The sequence below is a fragment of the Amycolatopsis sp. NPDC089917 genome, assembly GCF_040684635.1.
GTDB lineage: Bacteria > Actinomycetota > Actinomycetes > Mycobacteriales > Pseudonocardiaceae > Amycolatopsis.
The window spans coordinates 32,938-49,664 of the sequence record NZ_JBFBGL010000035.1 but is presented as its reverse complement, the minus strand read 5'-3'; the positions used below and the strand labels follow the sequence as shown (position 1 = coordinate 49,664).

Annotated in this window: 18 protein-coding genes and 1 pseudogene; 10 read left to right on the top strand and 9 right to left on the bottom strand. The window is 70.0% G+C overall.

What is annotated here, in order from left to right; all coding sequences use genetic code 11:
* Positions 1-26: 26 nt before the first annotated feature.
* Both AB0N89_RS24790 and AB0N89_RS24785 read left to right on the top strand, forming a co-directional pair.
* Complete coding sequence (locus AB0N89_RS24790; protein WP_364208295.1) at positions 27-1,454, top strand: short-chain fatty acyl-CoA regulator family protein; 1,428 nt, start codon at positions 27-29, stop codon at positions 1,452-1,454.
* Between the two features lie 76 nt (positions 1,455-1,530).
* The gene (locus AB0N89_RS24785) at positions 1,531-2,355 is read left to right on the top strand and encodes an NAD(P)H-binding protein (RefSeq protein ID WP_364208292.1); all 825 of its coding nucleotides are present in this window, start codon (positions 1,531-1,533) and stop codon (positions 2,353-2,355) included.
* A gap of 89 nt (positions 2,356-2,444) precedes the next feature.
* Here the strand turns inward: AB0N89_RS24785 and ilvA are convergent, their stop codons facing one another.
* Positions 2,445-3,701, bottom strand: coding sequence for a threonine ammonia-lyase IlvA (ilvA, locus tag AB0N89_RS24780; protein ID WP_364208289.1), 1,257 nt, complete (start codon positions 3,699-3,701; stop codon positions 2,445-2,447).
* Between the two features lie 95 nt (positions 3,702-3,796).
* Here ilvA and AB0N89_RS24775 point away from each other — a divergent pair, with 95 nt between their 5' ends.
* Positions 3,797-4,363, top strand: a complete 567-nt coding sequence (locus AB0N89_RS24775; RefSeq protein ID WP_364208286.1) for an NADAR family protein — start codon at positions 3,797-3,799, stop codon at positions 4,361-4,363.
* A 137-nt stretch (positions 4,364-4,500) separates the two neighbouring features.
* Here AB0N89_RS24775 and AB0N89_RS24770 read toward each other — a convergent pair whose 3' ends face one another.
* Positions 4,501-5,259, bottom strand: a complete 759-nt coding sequence (locus tag AB0N89_RS24770; RefSeq protein WP_005167908.1) for an acyltransferase — start codon at positions 5,257-5,259, stop codon at positions 4,501-4,503.
* A 53-nt stretch (positions 5,260-5,312) separates the two neighbouring features.
* On the opposite strand from AB0N89_RS24770, the gene AB0N89_RS24765 reads away from it, so the two are divergent.
* Genes AB0N89_RS24765 through AB0N89_RS24755 form a run of 3 tightly spaced genes read left to right on the top strand, consistent with a single transcriptional unit; the run spans position 5,313 to position 7,952 of the window.
* Positions 5,313-6,272 (top strand): nucleoside hydrolase, encoded by a 960-nt coding sequence (locus tag AB0N89_RS24765; RefSeq protein ID WP_364208283.1) that lies wholly within the window; start codon positions 5,313-5,315, stop codon positions 6,270-6,272.
* Positions 6,272-7,399 carry a C40 family peptidase gene (locus AB0N89_RS24760; protein ID WP_364208280.1) on the top strand — a complete coding sequence of 376 codons (1,128 nt, stop codon included), beginning with the start codon at positions 6,272-6,274 and terminating at the stop codon, positions 7,397-7,399. Before AB0N89_RS24765 ends, AB0N89_RS24760 begins: the two co-directional genes overlap by 1 nt.
* A gap of 19 nt (positions 7,400-7,418) precedes the next feature.
* On the top strand, positions 7,419-7,952 hold the full coding sequence (locus tag AB0N89_RS24755) for a hypothetical protein (RefSeq protein WP_364208277.1): 534 nt from the start codon (positions 7,419-7,421) through the stop codon (positions 7,950-7,952).
* Here the strand turns inward: AB0N89_RS24755 and AB0N89_RS24750 are convergent.
* The 5 genes from AB0N89_RS24750 to AB0N89_RS24730 all read right to left on the bottom strand — a co-directional run bounded on the left by AB0N89_RS24750 (position 7,928) and on the right by AB0N89_RS24730 (position 13,245).
* A complete protein-coding gene (locus AB0N89_RS24750) occupies positions 7,928-8,785 on the bottom strand; it encodes an NAD(P)H-binding protein (RefSeq protein WP_364208274.1) in 858 nt (285 codons plus the stop codon). The two genes, AB0N89_RS24755 and AB0N89_RS24750, sit on opposite strands and share 25 nt — an antisense overlap.
* A gap of 79 nt (positions 8,786-8,864) precedes the next feature.
* Positions 8,865-9,809, bottom strand: coding sequence for an RNA polymerase sigma-70 factor (locus AB0N89_RS24745; RefSeq protein ID WP_364208271.1), 945 nt, complete (start codon positions 9,807-9,809; stop codon positions 8,865-8,867).
* 9 nt (positions 9,810-9,818) lie between these two features.
* Entirely contained in the window at positions 9,819-10,949 is a 1,131-nt protein-coding gene (locus tag AB0N89_RS24740) for an NAD(P)/FAD-dependent oxidoreductase (protein WP_364208268.1), read from the bottom strand.
* 99 nt (positions 10,950-11,048) lie between these two features.
* Positions 11,049-12,326 (bottom strand): carboxylesterase family protein, encoded by a 1,278-nt coding sequence (locus AB0N89_RS24735; RefSeq protein ID WP_364208265.1) that lies wholly within the window; start codon positions 12,324-12,326, stop codon positions 11,049-11,051.
* A gap of 13 nt (positions 12,327-12,339) precedes the next feature.
* On the bottom strand, positions 12,340-13,245 hold the full coding sequence (locus tag AB0N89_RS24730; protein ID WP_364208262.1) for an MBL fold metallo-hydrolase: 906 nt from the start codon (positions 13,243-13,245) through the stop codon (positions 12,340-12,342).
* 102 nt (positions 13,246-13,347) lie between these two features.
* Between AB0N89_RS24730 and AB0N89_RS24725 the strand changes: the two are divergent.
* Positions 13,348-14,193, top strand: a pseudogene (locus tag AB0N89_RS24725) (helix-turn-helix transcriptional regulator); the annotation flags it as partial.
* Here AB0N89_RS24725 and AB0N89_RS24720 read toward each other — a convergent pair.
* A complete protein-coding gene (locus AB0N89_RS24720) occupies positions 14,191-14,562 on the bottom strand; it encodes a VOC family protein (protein ID WP_364208259.1) in 372 nt (123 codons plus the stop codon). The pseudogene AB0N89_RS24725 and the gene AB0N89_RS24720 sit on opposite strands and share 3 nt — an antisense overlap.
* Positions 14,563-14,615: 53 nt before the next feature.
* Here AB0N89_RS24720 and AB0N89_RS24715 point away from each other — a divergent pair, with 53 nt between their 5' ends.
* Positions 14,616-15,065, top strand: a complete 450-nt coding sequence (locus AB0N89_RS24715; protein WP_364208256.1) for a MarR family transcriptional regulator — start codon at positions 14,616-14,618, stop codon at positions 15,063-15,065.
* Position 15,066: 1 nt separating this feature from the next.
* Here the strand turns inward: AB0N89_RS24715 and AB0N89_RS24710 are convergent, their stop codons facing one another.
* Positions 15,067-15,501 (bottom strand): hypothetical protein, encoded by a 435-nt coding sequence (locus AB0N89_RS24710; RefSeq protein ID WP_364208253.1) that lies wholly within the window; start codon positions 15,499-15,501, stop codon positions 15,067-15,069.
* 128 nt (positions 15,502-15,629) lie between these two features.
* On the opposite strand from AB0N89_RS24710, the gene AB0N89_RS24705 reads away from it, so the two are divergent.
* Both AB0N89_RS24705 and lexA read left to right on the top strand, forming a co-directional pair.
* Positions 15,630-16,091 carry a nuclear transport factor 2 family protein gene (locus AB0N89_RS24705; protein WP_364208250.1) on the top strand — a complete coding sequence of 154 codons (462 nt, stop codon included), beginning with the start codon at positions 15,630-15,632 and terminating at the stop codon, positions 16,089-16,091.
* Positions 16,069-16,725 carry a transcriptional repressor LexA gene (lexA, locus tag AB0N89_RS24700; protein ID WP_039919936.1) on the top strand — a complete coding sequence of 219 codons (657 nt, stop codon included), beginning with the start codon at positions 16,069-16,071 and terminating at the stop codon, positions 16,723-16,725. Before AB0N89_RS24705 ends, lexA begins: the two co-directional genes overlap by 23 nt.
* Positions 16,726-16,727: the final 2 nt, after the last annotated feature.

The following is a 16,727-nucleotide window of genomic DNA, read 5'->3' as shown; positions in this document are numbered from 1 at the left end:
GAAACCTTGCGGACAGAGAGGCCTCAGTGGACAAAACCTTCGCCGGAGCGAAGCTGCGGCATCTGCGCGAAAGCCGGTCGATGAGCCAGGCGGATCTCGCTCGTGTGCTGGAGATCTCACCCAGTTACCTCAATCAGATCGAGCACAACTCGCGTCCGTTGACCGTCCCGGTGCTCCTTCGCATCACGCAGGCGTTCGGTGTGGACACCGAGTTCTTCGCGAACAACGACACCGCGCGGCTGGTGGCCGACGTGAAGGAAGCGCTGCTCGACGAGGTGCTCGGCGTGGATGTCACGAACAGCGAGCTCAACGACCTCGCCACGAACCTGCCGACGATCGCCCAGGCCCTGGTCAAACTGCATCGCAGTTACCGCAACGCCGTCGAGAACACGGCCGCGCTGACCATGGAGAACGGCCTCGGCCTGCACGGCAGCGCTGCCACCGCGCTGCCGCACGAAGAGGTCCGCGACTTCTTCTACGAGCGGGAGAACTACGTCGCCGAGCTGGACGAACGCGCCGAACGGATGGCTCAGGACATCCCGCTGCACCGCGGCCAGGTGCTCGCGTCGCTGAAGGAGACGCTGATCCAGCGCTACGGCGTCGACGTCACGAACGAGGGCATCGACGAGGCCAACGGCGAACAGCACCGGTACGAGCCGGGACCGCGGGTGCTGCGGCTGGCGCCGAGCCTGCGGGTCGGGCAGCAGGCGTTCCGGATGGCTTCGCAGATCGCCCTGCTCGAATACGACGACCTGATCACCGAACTCGCCGACTCCTGGGCGTTCTCCGGCCCCGCCGCGCGGTCACTGGCCCGCGTCGGGCTCGCGAACTACTTCGCGGGCGCGCTGATCCTGCCCTACGGACCGTTCCTGACCTGCGCGGAACGCTTCCGCTACGACATCGAGCGGCTGTGCGACCACTTCGGCGTCGGCTTCGAGACGGTCTGCCACCGGCTCTCGACGTTGCAGCGGCCCAAGAACCGCGGCGTGCCGTTCTCGTTCGTGCGCGTCGACCGGGCCGGGAACATGTCGAAACGCCAGTCCGCGGCCGGTTTCCACTTCTCCCGCGTCGGCGGCGCGTGTCCACTGTGGAACATCTACGAGGCGTTCACCCAGCCGGGCAAGATCCTCACCCAGATCGCGACCCTGCCCGACGGCAAGAGCTACTTCTGGATCGCGCGGACGGTGTCGCGCAACATCGGCGGTTACGGCAGCCCCGGCAAGACGTTCACCGTCGGCCTCGGCTGCGAGCTGCGGCACGCGAAACGGCTGATCTATTCGACCGGGCTCGACCTCGACGACCGCGCCGCGGCCACCCCGATCGGCATGGGCTGCAAAGTCTGCGAACGCCCGGCTTGTTCGCAGCGCGCGTTCCCCACGATCGGCAAGCAGCTGACCGTGGACGAGAACACGAGCACCTTCGTCCCGTATCCGGCGGTGCCCAAGGCGCCTTGAGCCGTCTTGATCTCCCTGGCAGGGTTGCCGTCGACGGCCGCGGTGTGACGGCGGCCACCGCACTGGGGAGAACTGCATGATCTTGGTGACCGGGGCAGGCGGGAACGTCGGCTCTGAACTGACCGGAATCCTGAGCGGAGACGGACATCCCGTCAGAGCGCTGGTCCGCACACCGCGGCCGCTGCCCGACGGCGTCGAAGGGGTGATGGGCGATCTCAACGAACCGACGAGCCTGAAGACCGCGTTGGAGGGTGTCCGGGCGGTGTTCCTGCTCGGCGGCTACGCCGACATGCCCGGCGCGCTCACGGTGATGCGCGGCGCGGGCGTCGAGCAGGTGACACTGCTGTCGTCGCGTTCGGTCGTGGGCGGGCGGCCGGACAACGCCGTCGCCGGGACGCACATGGCGGCCGAAGCGGCGGTGCGCGCGTCGAAGCTGGCGTGGACCTTCCTGCGGCCGAGCGGGTTCATGTCCAACACGCTGCAATGGGTGCCGCAGCTTCAGGCCGGGGACGTCGTCCGCGAGCCGTTCGCGAACGTGCCGGTGGCGACGATCGACCCGTACGACATCGCCGCCGTAGCCGCGGAATCCCTGACCACGCCGGGACACGAGGGCCGCGCGTACGCCATCACCGGTCCGGGTTCGCTCCGGCCCGCCGACCGGCTTCGCGTGCTGAGCGAACTGCTGGGGCGGAAGTTACGGCTGGAGCCGCTGCCGGACGCCGAGGCCAGGGCGACGATGAGCGCGGAGATGCCGGAGAAGTACGTCGACGCCTTCTTCCGCTTCTTCGCCGAGGGCGAGTTCGACGACTCCGTGGTCACGGGTGCCGTCCAGGACCTGACCGGACGGGAGCCGCGGCCGTTCGCCGACTGGGCGCGGGCGCATCTGGCCGCGTTCCGCTAGTCGCGTGTCAGGAAAGGGTCGTTCAGGACGAAAAACGTCTTGAACGACCCTTTCCTGACATCCGGGGCCGGGGACAGGGCGGGGCGGCGTCACACCAGGAAGTGGAACAGCGGGCTGCCCGGCTCCACCCGTTCCACCTGCAACGGGCTCACCTCCAGCCGGTGCAGCAGCCCTTCGAGGTCGCCGGGCCGCGCGAGCTCGACGCCGATCAGCGCCGGCCCGGTCTCCCGGCTGTTGCGCTTCACGTACTCGAACCGCGTGATGTCGTCGTCCGGTCCGAGGACCTCGTCGAGGAACCGCCGCAGCGCGCCGGGCTCCTGCGGGAACCCCACCAGGAAGTAGTGCTTCAGCCCTTCGTGGATCAGGGACCGTTCGAGCACTTCGCCGTAGCGGCTGACGTCGTTGTTGCCGCCGGAGACGACGCACACCACGATCTGGCCGGGGTCGATTTTCACCGTCGTGCCCAGCGCGGCGGTCGCGAGCGCGCCGGCGGGTTCGGCGATCACGCCGTCGGACTGGTACATCGAGAGCATTTCCGTGCAGATCGCGCCCTCGGCGACGTCGGTGAGCTCGACACCGCCGTCGCGGACCAGCGGATACGTCACCGATCCGGCCAGCGCGACCGCGGCGCCGTCCACGAAGGTGTCGACGGCTTCGAGCCGCACCGGCTCACCCGCCGCGAGCGCCGCCGCCATGCAGGTCGCGCCCGCCGGTTCGACGCCGACGATCCGCATCTCCGGCGCCCGTTCCGCGGCCCACGCGGCGATCCCCGCGAGCAGGCCGCCGCCGCCGACCGGCACCACCATGACGTCCGGGACGAACCCGAGCTGCGCGACGACCTCCATCGCGACCGTGCCCTGCCCGGCGACCGTCTCCGGCGCGTCGAACGCGGGGACCAGCGTCGCGCCGGTGCTCTCCGCGTCCTGCTTCGCGGCGGTGAAGGCGTCTTCGTAGGTCTCGCCGACGACGATGACCTCGATGTGCGAGCCGCCCAGCGTCGCGATCCGCTCGCGCTTCTGGCGGGGGGTCGTGCCGGGGACGTAGACGCGGCCGTCCGCGCCGAGACGGCGGCACGCGTACGCGACGCCCTGCGCGTGGTTGCCCGCGCTCGCGCAGACGACGCCGCGCTCCCGGTGTTCATCGTCCAGCTGGACGATGAAGTTGTAGGCGCCGCGGATCTTGTACGAGCGCACGGTCTGGAGGTCTTCGCGTTTCAGCCAGACCCGGGCGTCGACCCGCGCCGAGAGCCGCTCGTTCGGTTCGAGCGGCGTGCGGGTCACCACCCCGGCCAATCGCTTGGCGGCCTCTTCGACCGTTCGGGCGCTCACCGTTTCGATCCCTTGCACGAATGCTGAATGTACTGACCGGCCCAGGCCACGGCGGAGAGTGGTCCAGTGGGTGCTTCACCGGGTTGTCGGTGGCTTATGGTCCACTGGTCGCCATGGTGAGCAAGGTCGACGGAGTCCGGAGTCTCGATGCGTTGCGCGAGCTGGTCCACAGCGGCGCGGAGCCCGAGTACCAGCTCTTCTACGGCCACACGCCGCTCAAGAGCGGCCGGGTCAACGCGGCCTGCCTGAGCCAGTGGTGGCTCGCGCCGTTCGTCGCCGACGGCGAGCGGTACCCGACGGCCGAGCACTACATGATGGCGAGCAAGGCCGAACTGTTCGGCGATCACGAGGCCGCGGCGGCCATCCGTCAGGCGCCGGACCCCAAGACCGCCAAGATCCTCGGCCGCGAGGTCTCCGGTTTCGACGCCGAGGCCTGGGAACGGCACCGGTTCGACATCGTCATCGACGGCAACCTGGAGAAGTTCCGCCAGCACGCCGAGGAGCGCGAGTTCCTCCTGGCCACGGGCGACAAGGTGATCGTCGAGGCGTCCAAGATGGACCTGGTCTGGGGCAGCGGCGTCGCCCGCGACGACAAGAACGCCACCCGCCCCGACTACTGGCGCGGCCAGAACCTCCTGGGCTTCGCTCTCATGGAGGTCCGCGAACAGCTGCGCGGCTAGTTCTCGATGAGCGCGAAGGCGTGACTCGCGTGCTCAGAAACCGCACTCGCGTGATTGAAGGCGGATCTCACGTGCTTGAAGGCGGAACACGCGAGATCCGTCTCTGAACACGCAAGTCACGTCTCCAAGCACGCGAGTCACGAGTCCACGCCCAGGGTTTTCTGGAGTGCCTTGTTCGCCTTGCGCGCCATGTCCGCGACGGCCTCGCGGCGGGCGGCGTCGGCGGCGTAGTCGTCCTGCCGGTTCCGGACCACGCGGGCGGGCGAACCGACGGCGATCGAGTAGTCCGGGATGTCGCCCCGCACCACGGCGTGCGCGCCGAGGACGCAGCCGCGGCCGACCCGGGTGCCCTTGAGCACGGAGACCTTGGTGCCGATCCAGGTGTCCGGCCCGATCCGCACCGGCGACTTCACGATGCCCTGATCCTTGATCGGGACGGTGATGTCGGTGGTGACGTGGTCGAAGTCGCAGATGTACACCCAGTCCGCGACGAGAGTGGCCGCGCCGAGCTCGATGTCGAGGTAGCCGTTGAGCACGTTCTGACGCCCGAACACCGCCTTGTCGCCGATGCGCAGCGAACCCTCGTGGCAGCGGATGGCGTTGCCGTCGCCGATGTGCACCCAGCGGCCGATCTCCAGCCGTCCGTAGCCGGGACGGCAGTGGATCTCGACGTCCTTGCCGAGGAACACCATCCCCCGCAGGATGATGTGCGGATTCGCGACCCGGAACTTCAGCAGCCGCCAGTACCGGACCAGGTACCAGGGCGTGTACGCGCGGTTGCGCAGCACCCAGCGCAGCGAATCCTTGGTCAGGAACTTCGCCTGCCGCGGATCGCGCCGGGCCTGGCCCCAGGCACGGAGCCGCGTCAGCGCGGGCGCACCCCACATGGACGTCATACCGGTGACCGTAACCTGTGATCAGGCCGCCGACCGCAAAGGGGAGCACGCGCATGGGCACCAAGCTGATCATCGACACCGACCCGGGGGTCGACGACGCCTTCGCGCTGGCGCTGGCCACGCAATCCGAGGACGTGGACCTGCTCGGTGTGACCACGGTGTTCGGCAACGTCCCGCTGAGCCACACCACCGCGAACGCGCGTCGCCTGCTGCAGCTCTTCGGCCGCGAAGACGTCCCTGTAGCGGCCGGCGCCTCGCGGCCGCTGATCTACGACAACGCCAAGCCCGCCGGGTTCGTGCACGGTGAGGACGGCCTGTCCGGTCACGCGGGCACGCTGCCCGAGGCGAAGCGCCCGCTCGACGAACGCGGCGCCGTCCGCCTGCTGGTGGACCTGCTGGAGGCCGCCGACGAGCCGGTGACCATCGCTCCGATCGGACCGCTCACGAACATCGCGCTGCTGCTGGCGGCGCATCCGGAGGTCCGCGAGAAGATCGGCCGGATCGTCGTCATGGGCGGCGGGGTGACCAAGGGGAACTCCACCACGGCCGCCGAATTCAACATCTGGAGCGACCCGGAGGCCGCGCGCCGGGTGCTGGTCGACGGCGACGTCCCGACCGTGCTGGTCCCGCTGGACATCACCCACCAGTGCTCGGTCGACACCGGCTGGCTCGGCGAGCTCGCCGCGTCCGGCCCGCTCGGCGCGGCACTCGAAGGGCTCACGCCGACCTACGTCAAGCACTACACCCCGATCCTCGGTACTCCCGGGATGGTCATGCACGACGCCGTCGCGGTCGCCGAAGCGATCCGCCCGGGCATCCTCCACACCGAGTCGTACCCCGTGGACGTCGAGTGCGGCTTCGGCCCCGCGCGCGGCGCGACACTCGTGGACCGGCGAAGGCTGCGAAGCACCGATCCGCAGGCCGTGCCGGGCCGCACCATCGACGTCGCGCTGACCACCGACGTCGACGCCTTCCGTGAGTTCGTGCTCGGCCGGATCACCGGAGGCCGGTGATGGAGCAGCAGACCTCCCGCCGCCGCAGACTTCCGGTGATCATCGCCGCCGTGGTCGTCGCGGGCGCCGCCTTGATCGCCGCCATCACCTTCGCGCCGAAGGACGAGCCGAAGACCGAGGCCGCCGCCGTCCAGTCCTCGACTCCGCCCTCGCCGCCGCCTTCGTCGTCCGCCCCGGCGGAGATGCCGAAGGAACAGCCGAAGGTCCCGCAGCAGATGGGACAGGAGTTCGACGCCTGGGTGTCGAAGACCAGCGGCTGGCTCGACATCCCGCTGCGCGCGATGACCGGCTACGCGAAGACCACCGTCGCGCTGAGCAAGGAGACGCCGGGCTGCCGGCTGTCCTGGGTGACGCTCGCGGCGCTCGGGAAGATCGCCTCGGACCACGGCCGCGCCACCGGGTCGAGCCTGAACGCCGACGGCGTGATGACCGTCCCGCTCGGCGCCGTCGAGGTCCGCGACTTCTACAACAAGGTCGTCTCGTCGGCGAACGCCAGCGGCCCGCTGCAGCTGACGCCGTCGGTGTGGAACCAGTTCCAGGCTTCCGCGAACGGCGCGAAACCGAACCCGCAGAACATCGACGACGCCACGCTGACCGCCGGGCGTGCCCTGTGCGCGGGCGGCCGCGACCTCGGCCAGGGCCAGACCTGGTGGAACGCGGTGAGCACCCTGCAGCCCGCGCCGCTGCTGATGCACCGCACCCTCGCGACCGTGAACGTCTACGGCACCGTCGGCCAGAGCCCGCAGCCGCCGAACGTGGCGGCGCTGAGCGCGGTCAACTTCGCCATCGACAAGATCGGCCTGCCGTACGTCTGGGGCGGCAACGGCACCGGCGGCGGCGACCCCGGTTTCGACTGCTCCGGGCTGACGACGGCCGCGTACGCGAGCGCCGGCGTCAAGCTCATGCGCACCGCCCACACGCAGTACCACAGCGTCAGCAAGGTGACCGACCCCCAGCTGGGCGACCTGATCTTCTACGGCGAGCCGAACACGAAGATCCACCACGTCGGGCTGTACATCGGGAACCAGCAGATGATCGACGCCCCGCAGACCGGGCAGGCGGTGCAGGTGCACACCTACCGGAAGCAGGGCGACGATTATGCCGGAGCGGGCCGTCCGACGGCCTGATCCGGCATACGGTGACCGCGTGTATTCGCCGATCCCGGTCCTGAACGAGCTCAAGGACCTGTACGACTCGACCCGTGACTTCCTCGCCGACGGCTTCGAGCTGTACGGCTACGACGACAAGGAACGCTACTTCCCCCGGGAACTGGACGATCCGGAGTTCCTGTCGCGGCTGATCCCCTTCGCCCAGGCGAACGGGACCGGCTCGATGTACGCGATCTGGCGTTCGTCCGACGAGACGGATGTCGCCCTGCTGCCCGTCGTGGTCTTCGGCGACGAAGGCGGTGAGCACGTCATCGCCCGCGACTTCCGGGATTTCCTGCCGCTGCTGGGACACGACGCCGAGATCACGGTCGACCACGACTCGGCCTACTACTTCCGCGAGGAGGACGACGACCACAGCGGCTCGCACGAGATGTTCGTCGAGTGGCTCCGGGAACGCGGCCTGGAACCGGCCGAGGACCCGGACGCCGTGATCGCCGCCGCCCAGGAGATCCACGCGGAGCGGTTCCGGGCGTGGATCACCCCGTTCTACGCGAAGGTCGGCTGGGCCTGAAAAGCCGGCGCGTTGTCGCGCGCCCAGTCGGCGAAGGTGAGCGCGGGCCTGCCGAGGAGTTCTTCCACCGTGGTGGTCGTGGGGCCGGGGCGTTCGCTGTAGTCCGCGAGGGAACCGAGCAGGCGGGCGGGGATTTCTTCGGGCAGTCCCTGCGCGAGCATCCCTTGCCGCACCTGCTCGGGTGGAAGCTCCTGAAAGGACAGTGACCGGCCGGCGGCCGCGCCGATGAGCCGCACTTTCTCGTACTGGTCCAGCGATCCGGGGCCGGTCAGGGTGTACACCGACTCCGCCGGAACGCCGCCGAGAAGGGCTCGCGCGGCGACAGCGGCGATGTCGGCTTCGTGGATCGGAGACGTGGCCGCCCGGCCGTACGCGCCGCGCACCACGTCGCCCGCCGCGAGCTGTGGCGCCCAGGCCAGCGCGTTGGCGGCGAAATCCGCGAGGCGCAGGACCGTCCACTCCAGACCGGAGCGGGTGACGAGGTCTTCGGCGTACTCGAACCGGGCGGCGAAGCGGGCCTCCCCCGCCGGTTGCGCCACCGTGGTCGCCGACAGCAGCACCGCGCGCCGTACGCCTCGTCCGGCGGCCAGCTTCAGCAGCTCTTCGAGGCCGTCGCCGGTGGCCCGCGGACTGAGCTGGATCGCGTCGACCCCTTCCAGCCCCGAGTCGATCCACTGGGGACGGGCCAGGTCCCCGGCGACGGCTTTCACGTCGCCGGGCAGCCCGGCCCCGTCCGCGCCGCGAGTGACCGCGCCGACGGCGATTCCCTTTCGCAGCAGCACATTCATCACTTGACGTCCGACGACGCCGTTCGCTCCGGTGATCAGGATCATGATCGTTCCCTTCCGGTCGATGGTGCTTCCTGAACCGGATAGCGGCACGAAACCTGACAGGAGCGGCGTGTGATCCGAGTCACCACTCGACGGCGAGCGGCTCCCTGCGCGTGGAGGTGGCCCACCGGCTCGCCGCGCGTTCGAGTTTGGCGGGGTTCGCCTGGGTGTGGATCGCCGCGATGCCGTCGCCGGTCACGTCGAAGGAGACGACGGCGGCGATCCTGTCCTCCACCATCAGCACCAGCGCGGGTGCGCCGTTGGCGACGGTGGAGAACAGGACGGGCTCGCGGCCGATCAACGACCATTCGGCGGCGCTCGGCTCGAAAAGCCCGTGCAGGAACCTCGCCACCCGCAGCGCGCCGATGACCGGCCGCGGCAGCGAGAACCGAACGCCGCCGCCGTCGTCCATGCTGATCGCGTCGTCGGTCAGCAACCGCACCAGCTCCTCGGTGCGGCCGCTGAGCGCCGCGGCGAGGAACTCCTCGACGATCTTGCGGGCCGCGGCCGCGTCGACCTCCACCCGGCGCCGGTCGGCGGCCAGATGTCGCTTGGCACGCCGGTAGATCTGCTGGCAGTTCGCCTCGGTGACATCGAGCACCTCGGCGATCTCGGCGTGCGAGTACCCGAACGCCTCGCGCAGCACGTACACGACGCGTTCCTTCGCCGAGAGCCGCTCCATCAGCGTGAGCATCGCCATCGAGACCGATTCACGCTGCTCGGCGGTGTCGGACGGGCCGAGCATCCGGTCCCCCGGGAAAACCGGTTCGGGCAGCCATTGGCCGACATAGGTTTCCCGCCTCGCCCGCGCCGAGGTGAGCCGGTTGAGGCAGAGGTTGGTGAGCACCTTCGTCAGCCACGCCTCGGGCGTCTCGACGGACTCGTGATCGGCGGACTGCCAGCGCAGGAACGTGTCCTGTACCGCGTCCTCGGCGTCGCTCGCCGACCCCAGCAGGCGATACGCGATCGCCTCCAACCGGCCACGGGCCTTCTCGAACACCTCGACCTCGTGCGCACCGACCGGCATCACGCCAGATTAGCCATCCCGGCGCTCGAAAATGTTGAGCAGCTGCTGGGGGATCTCGTCGCCGAAGATGCTTTCGAGCAGGAAGTCCTCCTCCATGGGCGTTTCGCAGCGGATGTACATCGCCGGCTCGTACTCGGCGAGCGCCGCCTCGACGTCGCCGGGACGCGCCGCGAGGGCCTTGCCGAGTTCGGCGCCGTCGAGCATCGCCAGGTTGGCGCCTTCCCCGTTCGCCAGCGCGAGATGAGCGGCGTCGCCGAGCAGGGTCACCCCCGGGACCCGCTCCCACCGCAGTCCGGACGGCAGGGCGTAGGCGGGACGGTGGATCGGCGCGATGTCGCTTTCGGTGATCAGCGCGGTGAGCTCCGGCGCCCAGCCGTCGAATTCCGCCACGATCCGCGCTTTGGCCGCTTCGGCGTCAGTGAAGTCGATCGCGTCGAACCACTCCAGCGGCTTCTGGACTTCCACGTAGGCGTGCAAGGTGTCGCCGGTTTCCCGGTGGGCGTTGATGCTCAAGCCGGGCTCGGTCCCGTTCCCGAACATCGACCCGCCGCCGACCGTTTTCGCCACGTCGGCGTGCCGCGTGTCCGAGTCGTACAGGTAGGTCTCGACGATCGACGTCCCGCAGTATCCGGGCGTGGCGTCGGTGAGCAGCGGCCGGATCCTCGACCACGCGCCGTCCGCGCCGACCAGCAGTTCGGCGACGACGGCGGTGCCGTTCTCGAACGTCACCTCGTGGCGGCCGTCGTCGAGCGTCCGGGCACCGGTGACCTTGTGACCCCAGCGGACGGTGCCTTCGGGGAGCGAGTCGAGCAGCATCCGCCGCAGGTCGCCACGCTGCGCCTCGGGGCGGCCGCCGGTGCCGTCGTCGCCCCGCTCGAACAGGACGGTCCCGTCGACGTTGAGGACCCGCAGCGCCTGACGCCCCTCCAGGACGATGCCGCGGAACTCGTCCATGAGTCCGGCCGCTTCCAGGGCGAGCTGGCCGTTGTAGTCGTGGATGTCGAGCATCCCGCCCTGCAGGCGTGAGGTCGGGGACGTCTCCGCTTCGTAGACGGTCGACGGGATGCCGTGGACGTGCAGGACGCGGGCCAGTGTGAGGCCGCCGAGCCCGGCGCCGATGATCGTGACAGGGGTGGTCATGGTGACTCCTCGGTTCGCGACTGGAATGACATTCCAGAGACTGTCGCGGACCGCTGGCAGACCCCGCACACGGCGCTGGCACCGGCCTGGCACGTCCTGTCAGCCGAAGAACTCGACGGCGTCGTACTCGGCCCAGCCGGGGTCCCCGGTCTTCGCGAAGGCGACCCACGCGCCGTGCATCCTCGCCGCGAGCCCGTCCGGAACGGGATCAGGCCCGAGCAGACCGGTGTCCCCGTGCAACCACGGCTCGTCGGCGACGTCGAAGACGAACGGCAGCTCGACGGTGTGGGCGGCGCCGAGCCGTCCGCCCGACGCCGTCGAGCGGTAGCCGAACGAATAGGCGTAGGTGCGGCCGCTCGACGTCCGCGCGTGTGCCCGCGTCATCCGCGCCGTTCCGGCCCCGAACAGCGTTTTCCCGAGCGCGACGGGATTCGCCACGCCGTAAAGGTTTCCTTCTTCGGTGTTGGTGCCGATGAGCAGATCGACGTCGCCGCCGAGAAGACCGTCGGCGGGCTGGACCGGCAGCACCAGGCTGAACGGGCTCAGCCCGGCCAGCGGATCCGGCGTGGTTCCGGTCCGCAGATCGAGGCCGGTCAACGCGGGGAGGATCGCCAGGAACCGCTCGTCCGGGATCTCCCCGAACGCCGCGGCCGTGGATTCGACACCCAGCGCCGAGGCGGCCGCGGCGGTGACCCGTCCCGCCTGTTCCGGGGTGAAGGCGCCGGTCCCGCTGCCGCTCTGGACGATCGCCCGCCGGAACAGCCCTTCGGCCTCCGGCGTCGCCAGCAACGCTCCGGTGAGCGTGGCGCCCGCGGACTGCCCGAAGACGGTGACGTTGCCCGGGTCTCCCCCGAACGCCGCGATCGTGTCCCGCACCCAGCCGAGCGCGGCGATCACGTCGAGCAGGCCCCGGTTGGACGGAGCGCCCGCCAGGTCGAGGAAACCGGGGACGCCGAGGCGATAGTTCAGCGTCACCAGGACGACGCCGTCGCGCGCGAACGCCTTCCCGTCGTAGAGCGCGGCGCGGGTCGAGCCGGTGACGAAACCGCCGCCGTGCACGAAGACCAGCACGGGGCGCTTGCCGTCGTCCGCGGCGGGCGTGGAGACGTCGACGGTCAGGTACTCCTCGCCCCGCACCCAGCCCGGTCCGAAGTACGGGGTCATGTCGAGCGCGCCGAAGTCGCGCACCGGCTGGGGCGCCGTCGGGGACGGCCGGGTCGCGTCGCGGACGCCGGACCAACCCGGATGCGGAACCGGCGGAAGGAAGCGGCCGGGACCGAGCGGCGGGGCCGCGTACGGGACGGCGCGGTAGAGCTCGCCGAAGGAATCACGGCGGCCTCGTACGGCGCCCGCCGGGGTTTCTGCTTGCGGGTCCACGAAAACGGTCCTCTCAGGAGAGGTGGGAGAAGCCTGCCCACCGCGCGATCGCGAACTTCGACCCCCGGCGTTCGACCCGCACGGCGCCCTGGGCGCCGAAATGCGCCGGAAAGAGAAGCGCGTCGCCGTCGGCGGCCTGCCCGAGCAGCTTGTGCCGGGTGGCCCGGGATCCGGCCGGGTCCTCGCAATAGGGCGAATTGGTGTCCGGCTCGACGATCTGCACCGCGGTGTGCACGAGGTCGCCCACGAACAGCGCCTTCTCGCCGCCCGATTCCAGGGTGAGCACGGACGAGCCGGGCGTGTGGCCGGGGGCGAGGTCGAGCCGCAGGTTCCGGTCGATCCGGTACGTGTCGTCCCACAGCCGGGTCAGGCCCGCCTCGTGGACCGGCGCGACGCTGTCCTCGAAGACGTTCTGATTTCCGCGTCCCAGCACGGAATCGTGCGATTCGGCGGGGTTCCAGAACTCGAAGTCGGGCCGGGCCATCAGATACGTGGCGTTCGGGAAGGTCGGCACCCAGTCGCGGCCGTCGAGCCGGGTGTTCCAGCCGACGTGGTCGATGTGCAGATGGGTGTTGACGACGACGTCGACGTCCTCGGGCCGCACGCCGGCGGCCGCGAGGTTGTCGAGGTAGGCGGTGTCGAGCCGGTTCCAGACCGCCGCGTAGGGCCGGTCCTTGTGGTTGCCGACGCCGGTGTCGACGAGGATCGTGCGGCCTTCGCTGCGGATCAGCCAGGACTGGAGCGCGGCGCGGCATTCGTTCGTCTCGGGGTCCCAGAAGTCGGGCGCGAGCCAGTCGCGCTGTTCCTCCCACGAGCCGTCCGGGCTGTCGGGCAGGAATTCGGCCGGGCTCATGCCGAGCGAGCCGTAGAACTCCTTGACGCGGGTGACGGTGACGTCTCCGATGGTGATCTCGTCCATGCGACCGAGACTGGCCGTCCGGGCGGACGCGGACCACGCCCCCGTTTTCCTCCCACTGGGAGGGTGTGGCTGACGTGGTCCGCGCCCCGGATACTCGGGATCATGGACGGACCCGGCCCGCTCGGCGACTTCTTGCAGGCGCGACGGGCCCGGCTGCGCCCGGAAGACGTCGGCCTGCGCGACTTCGGGCCGCGACGCCGGGTGGCCGGGCTGCGCCGCGAGGAACTGGCCCAGCTCGCCGGTGTCAGCGTCTCGTACTACGCGCGGCTGGAGCAGGGCATGTCACGCGGTGCCTCGGCCGAGGTGCTCGACGCCATCGCCTCCGCGCTCCGGCTCGACGGCCACGAGCGCGATCACCTGGACAGGCTCGCCGACGCCGCTCGCCGCACACCACGGGCGCGCCGTCCACGGCCCGAGAAGCTCCACGACGAGACCCGGGACCTTCTGCGCACCGTCGACGCTCCCGCGCTGGTGCTCGGCCGCCGCTCGGACGTCCTGGCGTGGAACGCCCTCGGCCACGCGCTGCTGGGCGGGCATCTGGATTTCCACGCCCCGGACGACCCGGCACGACGGCCGAACATGAGCCGGATGCTGGTGCTGGACCCGCACAACCGGGAGCTGTACGCCGACTGGAAGCGGAAGATCCGCGCGGTGGTCGGGAATCTGCGGATCGCGGTCGGCAGGCATCCCGACGATCCGCTGCTCGCGGAGCTGATCGGCGAGCTGACCATGAAGAGCCCCGAGTTCGTCTCGCTCTGGGGCGATCACCGCGTGCAACCCTGCGACGCGGCGGCCTACGAACTGCGTCATCCGGTCGTCGGCTCGGTGACGGTGACCCAGCAGACCCTGTCGATCGCCCGCTCGCCGGACCAGCTGCTGATCGTGTGCACGACTCCCGTGGACTCTCCCGACGCACGGGCCCTCGCGCTGCTCCGGCAGGCGAACTCAGGCCTTGTCGTGCACGGTGATCGCGTAGCCGTCCGGGTCGGCGAAGGCGAACGTGCGGCCGAACGGCCCGTCGAACGGCTCCGTGAGGATGGTGACGCCCGCGCCGACCAGCCGGTCGTGCAGCGCCTGGGTGTCGTCGGCGTGCAGCCACAACGCCACTCCTGAGCCCGGCCGCGGGGTGATGGCGTCGAGGTCCGTCCCCGGCACGGGTTCCCGCACCGCGAACGGGATCGTCTTGGTGCCGAACACCACCGCGTGCGGCGGCGCGACGGGCAGTCTGCTCAGTCCGAGGTGGGTCTCGTAGAACGCGGCGGCGCGATCGAGGTCGCGCACCTGCAGCGAGAAGAAATCGGGTCCGGTCACGGTCATGTCGTCCTCCATGTCAGGGTGTTGACATAGCGAAGGTATGTCATGATGCTGACATGAGTCAAGGCGAGACGGTCGGCCCGCTGGACCTGTCGGTGGGATACCTGCTGAAACGGGCGGCGACGGCGCTGCGCACGGCCATGGACACCGCCCTGCGTCCCCTCGACCTCACGGTTCCGCAGTACTCGTGCCTCGAAGTGCTTTCACAGCGGCCGGGGCTGTCCAACGCGGAACTGGCCCGGGCCGTGTTCGTCACCCGGCAGTCGATGAACCTGGTGCTGCGCGGCCTGCAGGACCGCGGGCTGGTCACCCGTCCGACGACGGCGCCGCAGGGCCGCGCCCTGCCCAGCACGCTCACCCCCGCCGGGCGTGCCCAGCTCCGCACCGCCAGCGGCCTCGTGCGCGAGGTGGAGAAACGGATGCTCGAACCGTTTTCCGCGGCCGGCCGTGACGGGCTGCTGCGCGACCTGGCCGCCTGCGTCGACGCGCTGACTCCGCAGGAGTGACTCAGGACCTCGTGCTCACCAGCGTCTCCGGCTTGAACGCGAACACGTCGCCGCCCTGGACGAGCACATGCCATTCGCCGCAGACCTTGTCGGTCCTGCTCTCCTGCCCCTGCGGCCACCACGGGGCGACGAGCGTGGCCGACTGCGTCGCGGCCGGCCCCGGCACGCAGACGGCGGGCAGCGTCCCGCCGGTGAACCGCAGGATCCGCTCCGAACCCGTCGTCCGGATGACCTCAGTGATCGACGCGGCGCCGTCCGGCACCCACTCCGGCACCCGGGCGTCCTTGTCGCGCTTGCCTTCCGCGCCGGTCGCGTAGCCGACCGTCTTGACGTGCCCGTTGGCCTTCTCGGTCAGGCCTTCCTTGAGACCACAGCCGGACAGGGCGACCGTGGCGGTCGCGGCGGCGAGGACCGCCGCGGTGATCTTCGTGTTCATACGATCGAGTCAACCTCGCGGACGGGCTCGCGGGATCGGACTTTCGGTCCGCCGGGGTCGCCATCCGGCCGATCTTCACGGCCGATATCCGCCAGCGGTTTCCCGTGCCGCGCACCACAGTGATCGTCGTGACCTCGACGACTGACGCCCTGTCCGTACTCAAAGGCATGTACGCGGCGGAATCCGCCTACTTCGCCGCGGGCGGCCCCGGCAAGACGACTTTCGCGCCGCTCGCCCCGTTCTTCTCCCCCGGCGTGGTGCTGCACCAGGCGGACGGCCTGCCGTACGGCGGGATCTGGCGCGGTCACGAAGGCATGGAGCGGTTCTTCGCCGCCATGAGCGGCACTTGGGACGTCTTCGACATGGTGGAGCAGAGCTTCCTGAGCGGGACCAGCCCGCTGGTCGTCCTGACCCACGTGCACGTCCGGTCGAGGGCCACCGGCCGCGAACTGGACTTCCCGATCCTGCAGACGATCACCGTCGAGGACGGGCGCATCACCGAGGTGCGGCCGTTCTACTGGGACACCGCGGCGATCGCGGCGGCCTGCACGAACTACCATTCCGTTGATGACCGCCTACCACGATCTTGACGTGTTCGAGGAAGCCGCTTCGCTGCCGGAGCGCCAGCAGAAGATCCTGCTGACCATCCGCGAATGGGTGGTGGAGCACGGGTACTCGCCGAGCACGCGCGAGATCGGCGAAGCGGTCGGGCTGCGCTCGACGTCCTCGGTGTCGAAGCATCTGGCGGCCTTGGAGGAGAAGGGTTTCCTCCGCCGCAGCAGTTCCATTTCCCGCCCCATCGACGTCCGCGCGTTCCTGCACGGCACGACGTCGCGGGAATCCACAGAGGACTCCGTGCCGGTTCCCGTCGTCGGTGACATCGCCGCGGGAACGCCGATCTCGGCCGTCGAGCACGTCGACGACGTGATGACCCTTCCGCGTGAACTCACCGGGCGGGGCAACGTCTTCGGACTGCGGGTGCGCGGTGACTCGATGATCGACGCGGCGATCTGCGACGGCGACATCGTCGTGGTGAAGCAGCAGCAGGAGGCGCACTCCGGGCAGATCGTCGCCGCGATGATCGACGAAGAGGCCACGGTCAAGGTGTACCGCCGCCGCGACGGTCACGTGTACCTCGAACCGCGCAACCCCGCCTACGACGTCATCGACGGGGATCGCGCGGCCGTGCTGGGTGTCGTGGTCTCGGTGCTGCGCAGCGTCTGACC

Excerpts from the sequence above, each read along its gene's own strand:
- AB0N89_RS24785 (WP_364208292.1), top strand. The coding sequence starts at position 1,531 with ATGATCTTGGTGACCGGGGCAGGCGGGAACGTCGGCTCTGAACTGACC.
- AB0N89_RS24775 (WP_364208286.1), top strand. The coding sequence starts at position 3,797 with ATGGTGAGCAAGGTCGACGGAGTCCGGAGTCTCGATGCGTTGCGCGAG.
- AB0N89_RS24770 (WP_005167908.1), bottom strand. The coding sequence starts at position 5,259 with ATGACGTCCATGTGGGGTGCGCCCGCGCTGACGCGGCTCCGTGCCTGG.
- AB0N89_RS24765 (WP_364208283.1), top strand. The coding sequence starts at position 5,313 with ATGGGCACCAAGCTGATCATCGACACCGACCCGGGGGTCGACGACGCC.
- AB0N89_RS24760 (WP_364208280.1), top strand. The coding sequence starts at position 6,272 with ATGGAGCAGCAGACCTCCCGCCGCCGCAGACTTCCGGTGATCATCGCC.
- AB0N89_RS24750 (WP_364208274.1), bottom strand. The coding sequence starts at position 8,785 with ATGATCCTGATCACCGGAGCGAACGGCGTCGTCGGACGTCAAGTGATG.
- AB0N89_RS24745 (WP_364208271.1), bottom strand. The coding sequence starts at position 9,809 with ATGCCGGTCGGTGCGCACGAGGTCGAGGTGTTCGAGAAGGCCCGTGGC.
- AB0N89_RS24740 (WP_364208268.1), bottom strand. The coding sequence starts at position 10,949 with ATGACCACCCCTGTCACGATCATCGGCGCCGGGCTCGGCGGCCTCACA.
- AB0N89_RS24730 (WP_364208262.1), bottom strand. The coding sequence starts at position 13,245 with ATGGACGAGATCACCATCGGAGACGTCACCGTCACCCGCGTCAAGGAG.
- AB0N89_RS24720 (WP_364208259.1), bottom strand. The coding sequence starts at position 14,562 with ATGACCGTGACCGGACCCGATTTCTTCTCGCTGCAGGTGCGCGACCTC.
- AB0N89_RS24715 (WP_364208256.1), top strand. The coding sequence starts at position 14,616 with ATGAGTCAAGGCGAGACGGTCGGCCCGCTGGACCTGTCGGTGGGATAC.
- AB0N89_RS24710 (WP_364208253.1), bottom strand. The coding sequence starts at position 15,501 with ATGAACACGAAGATCACCGCGGCGGTCCTCGCCGCCGCGACCGCCACG.
- lexA (WP_039919936.1), top strand. The coding sequence starts at position 16,069 with ATGACCGCCTACCACGATCTTGACGTGTTCGAGGAAGCCGCTTCGCTG.